This window comes from Phocoenobacter uteri, assembly GCF_900454895.1.
GTDB lineage: Bacteria > Pseudomonadota > Gammaproteobacteria > Enterobacterales > Pasteurellaceae > Phocoenobacter > Phocoenobacter uteri.
This window is the reverse complement of record NZ_UGTA01000001.1, coordinates 424,403-436,529: the sequence shown is the minus strand read 5'-3', so window position 1 is coordinate 436,529 and position 12,127 is coordinate 424,403. Positions and strand designations below refer to the sequence as shown.

The 12,127-nt window shown below is 35.9% G+C and carries 7 protein-coding genes; 2 read left to right on the top strand and 5 right to left on the bottom strand.

The genetic code is table 11. The features are described from left to right. Positions 1–48: 48 nt before the first annotated feature. Positions 49–867, bottom strand: a complete 819-nt coding sequence (locus DYE60_RS01925; RefSeq protein ID WP_115314956.1) for a Cof-type HAD-IIB family hydrolase — start codon at positions 865–867, stop codon at positions 49–51. Positions 868–953: 86 nt separating this feature from the next. Then, positions 954–1,520 (bottom strand): elongation factor P, encoded by a 567-nt coding sequence (efp, locus tag DYE60_RS01920; RefSeq protein WP_115314955.1) that lies wholly within the window; start codon positions 1,518–1,520, stop codon positions 954–956. Positions 1,521–1,631: 111 nt separating this feature from the next. Between efp and epmB the strand changes: the two genes are divergently transcribed. Beyond that, a complete protein-coding gene (epmB, locus tag DYE60_RS01915) occupies positions 1,632–2,639 on the top strand; it encodes an EF-P beta-lysylation protein EpmB (RefSeq protein ID WP_115314954.1) in 1,008 nt (335 codons plus the stop codon). A gap of 57 nt (positions 2,640–2,696) precedes the next feature. Here the strand turns inward: epmB and DYE60_RS01910 are convergent, their stop codons facing one another. Then, complete coding sequence (locus tag DYE60_RS01910) at positions 2,697–8,543, bottom strand: S6 family peptidase (RefSeq protein ID WP_115314953.1); 5,847 nt, start codon at positions 8,541–8,543, stop codon at positions 2,697–2,699. Between the two features lie 209 nt (positions 8,544–8,752). Between DYE60_RS01910 and cmoA the strand changes: the two genes are divergently transcribed. Next, entirely contained in the window at positions 8,753–9,478 is a 726-nt protein-coding gene (cmoA, locus tag DYE60_RS01905; protein WP_115314952.1) for a carboxy-S-adenosyl-L-methionine synthase CmoA, read from the top strand. A 123-nt stretch (positions 9,479–9,601) separates the two neighbouring features. On the opposite strand, the gene tdeA is transcribed toward cmoA, so the two are convergent. Beyond that, a complete protein-coding gene (tdeA, locus tag DYE60_RS01900; RefSeq protein ID WP_115314951.1) occupies positions 9,602–11,008 on the bottom strand; it encodes a toxin/drug exporter TdeA in 1,407 nt (468 codons plus the stop codon). Between the two features lie 109 nt (positions 11,009–11,117). Further along, on the bottom strand, positions 11,118–12,011 hold the full coding sequence (locus DYE60_RS01895) for a transcriptional regulator GcvA (protein ID WP_115314950.1): 894 nt from the start codon (positions 12,009–12,011) through the stop codon (positions 11,118–11,120). Between the last annotated feature and the right edge of the window lie 116 nt (positions 12,012–12,127).

The window sequence follows — 12,127 nt, the reverse complement described above, 5'->3', positions numbered from 1 at the left end:
GTAACAACATAATGAAAAAGGCGTTTTTACAATAACGCCTTCTATTTATTAAAGCTCAAACAATGCTTTTAAATAGTGTGCCACAGCTTCATCCTTATTAAAACCGATCACTTCATTTGCGAATAATTGTGCTTTTAATTTGGGATCTGCATTCCCCATCACACAACCTTTCCCCACACTTTCAAGCATTTCAACATCATTAAATCCATCACCAAATGCGATACAATCAGCCATTGTATAGTCTTTCAATTTCACTAATTTCTCAAGAGCTGCTGCTTTACACACGCCTTGATTATTAACTTCTAAACAGTAAGGTAATGAACGTGCTACCTGTACTAATGTGCCATATTTTTGAAAAATAGCCTGTTCAAGTACATTTAAATCATCAGCTTCTTTGGCAACATAACATACTTTTTCTGTTTGTCTTCCATGATGACAAGAGAAATCGATAACTTGATAACCATAGCCAGATTCAACATAAAAATCTTTAAACGCTGGAATATCTTTATTGATAAACCAATCATCACCTTGATAGCTGTTTAAACAGATTCTGTCTTCGTCAAAATCAACATTCATCAACTCAAACGCAATATTTTCAGGTAAATAATGATTAGATAACATTTCCCCTGATAATTTATTGGTTCTCGCTCCGTTTGAGGTAATCAACATTGCATCAGCAAGATTTATTCGGCTTACAATATGTTTAACATCAGGATAATTCCGCCCTGTCGCAAGAAAAATATCAACGCCTTGCTGGGCTAATTTTTGAAGAATTTCAATCGTAAAATCGCCCACTTTGTGATGAGCATTAAGAAGTGTACCGTCTAGGTCTGAAACAATGGCACGGAAAGGAAGAGACTTCTGCATACAAAATCCTTTTATTAAGGAAAAATATTCATTTTATTTTTAAGCATAAAAAGAAGGTTGAGCATTTTCATACTCAACCTAAAAAATTATTTCACACGAGATACGTATTCGCCTGAACGGGTATCTACTTTAATCACTTCCCCAATTTGGATAAACAGTGGAACGCGAACCACAGCACCAGTGCTTAATGTTGCTGGTTTACCACCTGTTCCTGCTGTATCCCCTTTTAAGCCTGGATCTGTTTCTACCACTTCTAATTCTACGAAGTTTGGTGGTGTTACCACGATTGGAGAACCATTCCATAATGTGATCACACAATCCGCTTGATCCACTAACCATTTTTCATTATCTGCAACGGCTTTTTCATCTGCCGCAATCATATCAAATGTTTCTGGGTGCATAAAATACCAGAAATCTTCATCTTTATATGAATAAGTGTAGTTAGTATCCATTACATCTGCAGCTTCAACAGTTGAACCAGATTTAAAGTTAATTTCTAATACTTTACCAGAAATCAGTTTACGGATTTTAGTACGAGTAAATGCCTGACCTTTTCCTGGTTTAACGAATTCATTTTCAACGATGGTACAAGGTTCGCCGTCTTGGATAAATTTAAGACCTGGTTTAAAATCAGTTGTGCTATAAGTTGCCATTTTGTCCTCAAAATTATGTGTATAAAAAATTTATTACAAAAATACTATCTTAGTTTGATAGGCTAGTATAAACTTTACGCTTTTAGAATTAAAGCTAAAAATAAGAGCTATATGATACCTCAAAATATAAAAATTTGCGAAGAAAAACCACTGTGGTTACAAGATTTATCACAAGTATTTAATGATCCTGTTGAATTATTAAATTATCTAGAACTCGATCCCAAAGAATTTGAACAAGATCTCCTCGCTCGTAAGTTATTTTCATTACGAGTGCCACGTCCTTTTGTGCAAAAAATGCAGAAAGGCAATAAAAATGATCCGCTTTTTTTACAAGCGGTCACTTCTTTTGAAGAATTTACAAAAATGGTAGGATTTTCCACAGATCCTCTTGAAGAACAACATTCACCTGCACCAAATATTTTGCATAAATATCATAATCGATTGCTCTTTATGATCAAAAATAGCTGTGCCATTAACTGCCGCTACTGCTTCCGCCGTCATTTTCCTTATAATGAAGTAAAAAGTGGTAAAGTTGTATGGCAACAAAGTTTAGCTTATATTCAACAGCACCCAGAACTTGAAGAAATTATTTTATCGGGTGGCGATCCGCTAATGGCAAAAGACAGTGAAATGGATTGGATTATCACACAGCTAGAAAAAATGCCTCATATTAAAACACTACGTATTCATAGCCGTGTGCCCGTCGTCATTCCAAATCGAATTACAGAAACCTTATGTCAACGCCTTGCACAATCCTCATTAAATATTGTGCTGGTGACACACATTAACCACGCGAATGAAATTGATGATATATTTACGCAAAAAATGCAATTACTACGCAATGCAAATGTCACTTTGCTTAATCAATCAGTGTTACTCAAAGGGATAAATGACAATGCGAAAACACTGAAAACATTAAGCGATAAATTATTCTCCGCTCAAATTCTGCCTTATTATTTACATCTATTAGATAAAGTGGAAGGGGCAAGCCATTTTTATATTGATGATAAAAAAGCTCTTGAAATCTATCAAGAACTTCAGCGAATTACATCGGGTTATCTTGTACCAAAACTGGCACGAGAAATTGCGGGTGAACCAAATAAAACCCTAATCAAATAGTAATAAAAAAACGAGCCAATATTTTCATATCAAGCTCGTTTTTCTCTACTCTTAATTTTACCAATTATAGTTTAATGTCACGCTACCAAAAGGCTTATGTTTAATTTGATCACCAAACATCTGCCCCATTTCCGCTTTTACTGACCAATGTTGATTAGAAATTGCCATTCCTAAACCCACTCGGGTTGCTTGACCAAAATTCTGCTTTAATTGATGACTATTTACATATACCAGCATATCCTTACGACTCGCATTAACATAATGCAAGCTCATCGTTGGTTCAAATGTATAACCATTTTTTGCAAATTTCTGACCAAATTCGACCGCTAGTTGATAGGTAAATAGGTTCACAGATTCTGTATGAATTGTTGCACCATTTAACTGATAACTTGTATCTGGTAGATAATGATAACGTGTACCAACACCTGTTTTTAACACTGCATTTGCTATATTCCACTGCTTCGCCAACATTACCCCAACAGAGCCAATATGACGTTTCACTTGTGTTTGACCCTCAGCCGTAATTTGATGCTTGTTATAGCTATAATTCACATCTGTATTGATTGATGCACCATTATCAAGCCATTTTCTAACAAAAAGCGATACCACTGATGATTTTAATTTTCCACTAAATCCATCATCATACTGACTATTTGCCGTACCCTGTGATATCACAGCCCCAAGACTCACACTGTTAACTAACTTCTCAACGCCAATTTGAGTCAAATTCAAATCTTGTTGATATTGTCTATAATAATCCGATGAATTATCCGTTTTTTGGTAATCATGTTTAACCCAAACATTCACATCTTTAGTTTGTGAATTTAAGTACATCATATCCAAGCTACTATCAACTTGAAGTAATTGATTTACTTGTGCTGAGATCTCAGAAATTCCCGTGTTGGAATAACGGCTAATAATATCAGCTTGCTTAACATTCTCAGATTCAACTCTTGATTTTTTTGCTTCTGCTTCACGTTTTTCTTGAGCGATTTTCTCAGCTTCAACTCTTGCTTTTTCTGCTTCCGCTTCACGTTTTGCTTGAGCAACTTTCTCAGCTTCAACTCTTGCTTTTTCTACTTCCGCTTCACGTTTCGCTTGAGCTACTTTCTCAGCTTCAACTCTCGCTTTTTCAGCCTCTGCTTCACGTTTTGCTTGAGCGACTTTCTCAGCTTCAAGTCTTGCTTTTTCAGCATCTACTTCACGTTTCGCTTGAGCTACTTTCTCAGCTTCAACTCTCGCTTGTTCAGCCTCTGCTTCACGTTTTGCTTGAGCAATTTTCTCAGCCTCAACTCTTGCTTTTTCAGCTTCCGCTTCACGTTTTGCTTGGGCTACTTTCTCAGCCTCAACTCTCGCTTGTTCAGCTTCCGCTTCACGTTTAGCTTGAGCAACTTTCTCAGCCTCAACTCTCGCTTTTTCAGCTTCCGCTTCGCGTTTAGCTTGAGCAATTTTCTCAGCCTCAACTCTCGCTTTTTCAGCTTCCGCCTCACGTTTCGCTTGAGCAACTTTCTCAGCTTCAACTCTCGCTTGTTCAGCTTCCGCTTTACGTTTTGCTTCGGCTACTTTCTCAGCTTCAAGTCTTGCTTTTTCAACCTCTGCTTCACGTTTTGCTTGAGCTACTTTCTCAGCTTTAACTCTCGCTTTTTCAGCCTCTGCTTCACGTTTTGCTTGAGCTACTTTCTCAGCTTTAACTCTCGCTTTTTCAGCCTCTGCTTCACGTTTTGCTTGAGCTACTTTCTCAGCTTTAACTCTCGCTTTTTCAGCCTCTGCTTCACGTTTAGCTTGAGCGACTTTCTCAGCTTCAAGTCTTGCTTTTTCAGCATCTACTTCACGTTTCGCTTGAGCTACTTTCTCAGCTTCAACTCTCGCTTGTTCAGCCTCTGCTTCACGTTTTGCTTGAGCAATTTTCTCAGCCTCAACTCTCGCTTTTTCAGCCTCTGCTTCACGTTTAGCTTGAGCAACTTTCTCAGCCTCAACTCTCGCTTTTTCAGCTTCCGCTTCGCGTTTAGCTTGAGCAATTTTCTCAGCCTCAACTCTCGCTTTTTCAGCTTCCACCTCACGTTTCGCTTGAGCAACTTTCTCAGCTTCAACTCTCGCTTGTTCAGCTTCCGCTTTACGTTTTGCTTCGGCTACTTTCTCAGCTTCAAGTCTTGCTTTTTCAACCTCTGCTTCACGTTTTTCTTGAGCGATTTTCTCAGCTTCAATTCTTGCTTTTTCAGCCTCTGCTTCACGTTTTGCTTGAGCGACTTTCTCAGCTTTAACTCTCGCTTTTTCAGCCTCTGCTTCACGTTTAGCTTGAGCAACTTTCTCAGCTTCAACTCTCGCTTTTTCAGCCTCTGCTTCACGTTTAGCTTGAGCAACTTTCTCAGCTTCAACTCTCGCTTTTTCAGCCTCTGCTTTACGTTTTTCTTCCACATCAAGTCGTTCTAAAGAGAATATTTTTCCATTTTTAGCTTTATTCTCCAAAGTATAGCGATACGCACCTAGATCAACAAAATCATTATGAAGTGTCGCATTTAATGAGTTTTCACCTTTCACATCCATTAAAGTTAAAGTTGTTGCTGTTGGCTCTTTTCCTGAATTATCAACCACAAATGTTGCCGTACCAGTCGCATTTTTAGCAACGTTAACACGATCTGTTGTACTATCAGCTGTATTAGTGCGGTAATGTATACGTCCACCTTTACCAATAAAGTTCTGTACATCAAAAATTTGTTTATCACCTGCAAATTGAAGATCGCCAGCAAGTTCAAAATCACCTGTATTTGATGCTTCGTTAATGGTTAAATTCGCTCCGTTTTGTACCGTTAATTTACTTGCTTTGTCAGTAACGGTTCGCTTATCAATAAATAAGTGTGAAATGGTTGCATCACTTTCCCATTTTCCTGTACTTTTATCTAAATTCAGTACTTCATTATGTGCTGTGAATTTTCCTGTGAAATTTGAATCGCTTGCAAGTAAAACTTGTGAACCACGATTCAGCTCAACACGACCAGTTCCATTCATTACACCTTCATAATCTGCTTTGCTACCAAAAGTTACATCAGCATTATCCATTTGTAATCTGCCACGAATTTGGGTTTGTGGCATAGCTGCAAAACCTTTTTCAGTGAAAGTTTCACTGTTTTCACGCCAACCGCCTCTTGCACGGCTTGCGATATAAGTTTTATCGCCACGAGAGTAGCCTAGCGTTGCTTTTGCACCTTCTTCAAGATGGATATCTCCTTTCACTGCAGTTAAGTTACGACTTAGTGTAAGATTTGCACCATTTTTGACCACTATATTTTCAAAATCAAAGGTTGGGTTACGGTAATCATTATCGTACACCACTTCTAATTTAGTTAAATAGTCGTTTGCGTGAGTAACCGGTGCGCCTTGTACAATCACAGAACCTTTTTCAACGGTTAAACTTTTCGCATTTGCACCGCCCGTCAATAATAGACGATCATCAAGTTCCGGCGCATATTTAACTGCTAATGGTGAACGTCCACCTTTACGATTTCCCAAGAATCCAGCGTAGTAGGTTAAGCTATCACGCACATCGGTAAACTTTTTCATTTTTGTGAAAATCTTTTGTTGAGCTTCGCTTAAACTTCCCCAATAATAACTAGCACTACCGTTACCTGGTTTTAATTTAGGAAGTAAGTCTGCTGTACCTAGCACTTGCCAAGAATAAGCATCATCATCAGGCCAGTATCCTATTTTATCTTTAAAATAAGGCGTTGATGGATCGTAATACCAATAGCGGAATTGTCGTCCTGTTTGTGTGTCCCATACCCCTTGCGAATTATAATGTTGCTCTTGTTGAATGGTGTAATCATAAAAATAACCATCTTTACCTAATTCATTCCAACGGCTTTTTTCTTTATGGTGCAACAGTTTTAATACGCCATCGCCTTCAAGCTCTTTGCGTTTTAAGCCTTTAAAAGTTAGGGTTGCATCTTTATCTTTACTTGTGATTGTTGCACCTGAATCAATATGGCGAACTCGTTCAAAAGTTGTATCATTACCGTTTAGATCAAGTGTTCCACCACGATGTCCGAAAATAATTTTTTGTGGGTTAAGTGCTGAACCGTGAATAACTTTAACGGTTGGACGACCACTTACAATTTCTACTTGTAAATTAGCTGGCTTGTTTCTAGATGCGATAAAATCATTGAAATCTTTATTTTCGTGTTGAAATTTAGGTAAATCAAGTTCTACAATCCCTTCGCCGACACTGATAGAACCTAAATCTACTGGTTTTATTTTGTATGGAATCTCAGGAGTTAAAACAAGTGTACCTTTACCTAATTTTGAAAGACGATCGCCTGCTTTACTTGCTGCAAGTTTCCAAATTACTCTTTTACCTTCATCAACAACAACACCTGCACCAGACCAACGGAATTTTTCCTTGCGTTCTGTTAGTTCGTGATATTCCCTAAATATTGGTAAATCAGGATAACGAGTCATTTTTGGCGTTTTGCCTGTACGCTGTGCATCAACCGTAAAATCAGTATGAAAATAAAGTCCACCTGCACCTTGATCAATATTATCCGTTAGCATTAATGTGCCATTTTGACCACTGATATCTAAAGCACGCCCAGTATCGTATTCTTTATACGCCCAATGCACGCCATCTTTTTTCTTTTTCAGACTTGGATCAAGCAAAGCAACGGTTTCACTGACCGAGCCACCTTTAATAGTTGCAACAGGTTTATTTGCACTATCAGTACTTGGCGAGAAATTAAGGGTTTGCCCAGCCGTTGGATTGTTCACTTCGGTATGAGCATAAGAGTTTTTGTTCTCTTTAAATTGATTAGGGCGAACTTGGGTGTTAATAATTGTAAATGTTGGCTCTAATGCACCCGGATTGACGACCGCATCACCTAAACCAACAATAAACCATTTTTTTCTTGTTGCGTCATAAATCTGCACACCAGATCCACTATCGCCCCCTTGAATATAAGAAACTAATGGCCCACCTTGCCCTTTACTATTTTCATACACAGATTTAGGACCACCACCACTTACAAAAGCGGCTTTACCATCTCTCAGAGTTTGATTATCTCGTAAATCTTGTAATGCCCCACCTGTTAAAAATTGATAAGGTCCGCTTACAGGAATTTTGTATTGATCTTCTATTTCTTTATAGTTTTCTTTTAATGCTTTAAATTCTGTTTCAAATGCTTTTTGCTGTGCTTGTAATACTTTTTTTTGTTCTTCATTTGTTACAGCTTCAATTTCTTTTGATTTTGCTTTAAGCTCTTTCTCTTTTTCATCAGCAAGTCCCTTTCTTCTACCAAACTCTGCTAACACCTCTTTTGGCATATAAATATATTTGCCTTCTGCTGTTTTGGTAATATTAAAACGACTTTGTAAACCTGAACCCGCACGCAAAATCAATGGAAAACGTTCTTTATCATTTAAAGAAGCGCCAATAGTATCAAGCATCGGAACAGGTGCTGATTCTGTTACTAAACGATGTAATTTAGGATTATGATAATCAATTTCGCCAGCTCCGTGTTTTTCCAAATATTCAGGATCATCAAAACGATTACTCATTAAATATTCAAATTTAGGATTATCTAAATGATAATTATTCGAACCAAATTCAACCTCTGCATAACCAATATTATGTGCCACACTGGTAATAAATTGTGGATCAACCAATGTCGCCACACCATAATGCGTGTAAATAGTTGAAAAATCTGCCATTGGGGCTTTATCAAACATTACTCCAACTAAATTTTGCTTATTATCATAAACCTTCACATTTCTTGCGCCGACGGTAAACGCCCCTTTATTTTCGGCAAGATCTCGATAATATTGATAAGGAATATCGGCACGAACCCCACTCGCAATAGCGTTACTAGAAATTGCATTTATAATAAATAATGCTATAAAAGATTTTTTAAAAGACATTGTTTTCCTTAGCTCTTAAATTTGTGAATTCTGTATTTCTTATAAAATTTTTAAAAAAATGAACTTGAAATTATAGCATAATTCAATAGTGCAACAAATAACCCGAATAAAAAACAACCAAAAACACTCAAAAATAACATAAATTTTAATTTATAAATTCTTTTTTTCACTCTATAATCTAAAGTTTTCTCCTCTTTAAATACTATTTTATGCAAAAAGATACCTTATTTTCTGCTCCTATCAATAAATTAGGGGACTTTAGCTTTGATGAAGCTGTTGCCGAAGTTTTTCCTGATATGATCCAACGCTCAGTTCCAGGATATTCCAACATTATTACAGCAATTGGAATGTTGGCTCAACGTTTTGCAACCGAACATTCAAACATCTATGACTTAGGCTGTTCTCGTGGTGCTGCAATTTTGTCTATGCGTCGCAGTTTAACGCATAATAAAATTAACATTATCGGTGTGGATAATTCTCAACCAATGGTTGAACGCTGTCGTTCACACCTCAATGCATTTCATTCGGATATCAATGTAGAAATTTTATGTGATGATATTCGCAACATTGAAATAAAAAATGCGTCAATGGTTGTATTAAATTTTACATTGCAATTTTTGCCACCGGATGACCGTTTAGCACTTTTAACAAAAATCTATCAAGGATTAAATCCTAATGGTGTGTTAGTGTTATCTGAAAAATTTAATTTTGAAAAACCTAAAATCAATGAATTGTTAATAGACTTGCACCATAATTTCAAACGAGCCAATGGTTATAGTGAATTAGAAATTAGTCAAAAGCGTACGGCATTGGAAAATGTAATGCGAACAGATTCTATTCAAACCCATAAAGATCGCCTCAAACAAGCAGGATTTGAACAAATTGAATTATGGTTTCAATGCTTTAATTTTGGATCAATGGTGGCAATAAAATAATTTTTTGGTGTAAAAAATAAAAATGGTAAAAATCACAAAAAAATTGACCGCTTCTTGATATCTAATTTTAAAAAAGCCCCAAATATCAAACTCAATATTTGGGGCTTTCTCAATAAAAGAACATTATTTTTGAGAATCTGTTAAATACTTCCCAGCCATCGCCTGATACACTAAATTTTCATTTTTTAAGGTAGTATATTTAGCTTGAATAACAGATAATTTTGAATTATTAGCTGAATTTATTGCATTTAACCAATCTCGTAATTCTGTAATACCTTGATTATAACGATTCTTATAATGTTGACTGATTTTCTTATTCAATAAATACGTTTCGTTTAAATTAGCAAAACTTTTTTGAGATTGTTGATAGCTGTAATAATAAGTGCTGATCTCATTTAGCACTTTTGTCGCTGTTTGCTCATAATTTAGTTTTGCAAGTTGATAATTTTGCTCAGAAATTTTGATATTTAAACGCACTCTATTCCAATCTAAGAAAGGCAAATTAAATCCAACTGTTCCGCCCAATACTTGATTATTTTTAAGATCGTTCACAACCGCTGCAGAACTGGATAAACTCGCCCCAAGTGTTACGCTTGGATACCAGCTATTTTCTGTTGCTTGTAAATTTTTAAAACCACTTTGCAAACGGAATAATGCAGATTTTAAATCTGGACGATTAGCAATACTTGATACTGGCACATTTGTATCAATACCTTGTAATTTCACTTTTAATAAATCAAGTGGTTTTATAGGTAGTGCCTGATTTGGCTTTAAATTCAATAAATTACGCAATACTTGCTGGCTATTTTTTTGAGCAAGTTGCAAATTTAGTAAGCTATTTTTTGCTTGTAATACAGCTTGTTTAGATTGATCGACATTTAATTGAGTAATTAAGCCCACTCGCTGTTTGTTCTGCATTACATTGCTGATTTTCTGATAATTTTTGATACTTTGTTCAGTAATATCAATCGCTTGGTTGAGATAAGCAAGGTTATAATAACTATCAATAACCATATTTATGATGCTTAAACGAGTTGCTTCTAAATCTTCTACGGTCGCATTTTTTTCCCATTCAGCTGCATTAGCACTGTCCGACAAACGTTGCCATAAATCAACTGTATAACTTAGATTAAAACTTGCACTTTGAGTGATATTAGAATGACTGGTGGAGTATTTACTCTCTGACGATTTTCCAGCCCCTTTAACCGCTTTTGATTGTCCATTTGCACTAAACGTTGGCACTAAATTTGCACCAATTAAGTTCGCATTATATAACGCTTTATTTACTAAAATAGCACTCTTAGCTAGGTTTTTATTATTAGCTAATGCCATTTCAACTAATTGATTTAATTGAGGATCATTATAGCCTTGCCACCATTGTGTATCTATTTTATATTTTTCTGTTATTTGTTTGTAAGATTGGTAATCTTGCTGAATTTGTTCAAATGAGCCATCTTTACTCATTTTATTGGTACACCCCATTATTGCTAATGCGAAGAATGTACTCATTGCTATTTTAGATAATCTCATTTTATTTTCCTAAATGATTTTTGAAATAATTAAGGCGTATTCTAAATAAATACGCCTTAAAATTCCAGTGTAAAATGAACGATCGTTCACAAGGTTGTTTTTTCACCCGTTAATCTATAACGTCTTCCTTCATTTCTTGCATTATCCATTCTACAAAATGATGAATTTTTTCCACTTTTTCCATTTGTGGAGGATAAACAACATAAAAGGCTTTTTCATCATATAGATTTGTAGAAAATAGTTCTACTAAATGCCCTTCTTTGATTTCTTGATGTGCCAAAAGACTATTGGCAATTGCAATACCCTGTTGGTGCATTGCCGCCTGTAATACCATAAAAGAATGGCTAAACACAGAACCTGACTCAGCATCTAAACCATCCAAATGAAGGTATTCTTTCATTCTTTTCCATTTATTGTGTGTATTTGAATGTAATAATGGCTTACCAATTAAGTCTTCTGGTACTTGAATATTGTGTTCTTTAATAAATAATTCAGACGCTAGAATAATAATTCTTGCTTCAGCAAGACGAATAGCTTCTAAATTATCCCAATGCCCCAAGCCATAATAAATCGCAACATCAATTTCTTTACCCAGCTTACCTTCATCTTGGTCAACCCCTTTAATTCTCACTTCAATATCAGGATATTGTTGATGAAAATCATTTAAACGAGGCACAAGCCAATGAATACCAAATGTCTGCGGCACACTAATTGTTAAGACTTGACGAGTTCTTGTTTTTTTAGCACGATCCGTCGCTACAATGATTTGATCAAGAAGCGGTTGAATATCTTCAAAATATTGCAATCCGACCTCCGTCAATTCTAATAAACGATTACGACGATAAAATAGCTCTACTCCAAGAAACTCTTCAAGTAATTTAATTTGATGGCTAACCGCAGCTTGTGTAACAAATAATTCTTCCGCTGCTTTGGTAAAGTTCAAATGTTTAGCAGCAGAAACGAACGTTTTTAACGCATTAAGTGGTGGTAGTTTTCTATTCATTATTTTTTCTTATTTCAGAGATAAAAAAATCTTGGTTGTATAATTAACATAATATACTTAGAATTAACTCCATACGCACTTAGGTAATATTTATATTATTTGAGTGCGATGTTGTG

Coding starts and splice junctions, on each gene's coding strand:
- DYE60_RS01925 (WP_115314956.1), bottom strand. CDS start 867: ATGCAGAAGTCTCTTCCTTTCCGTGCCATTGTTTCAGACCTAGACGGT.
- efp (WP_115314955.1), bottom strand. CDS start 1,520: ATGGCAACTTATAGCACAACTGATTTTAAACCAGGTCTTAAATTTATC.
- epmB (WP_115314954.1), top strand. CDS start 1,632: ATGATACCTCAAAATATAAAAATTTGCGAAGAAAAACCACTGTGGTTA.
- DYE60_RS01910 (WP_115314953.1), bottom strand. CDS start 8,543: ATGTCTTTTAAAAAATCTTTTATAGCATTATTTATTATAAATGCAATT.
- cmoA (WP_115314952.1), top strand. CDS start 8,753: ATGCAAAAAGATACCTTATTTTCTGCTCCTATCAATAAATTAGGGGAC.
- tdeA (WP_115314951.1), bottom strand. CDS start 11,008: ATGAGATTATCTAAAATAGCAATGAGTACATTCTTCGCATTAGCAATA.
- DYE60_RS01895 (WP_115314950.1), bottom strand. CDS start 12,011: ATGAATAGAAAACTACCACCACTTAATGCGTTAAAAACGTTCGTTTCT.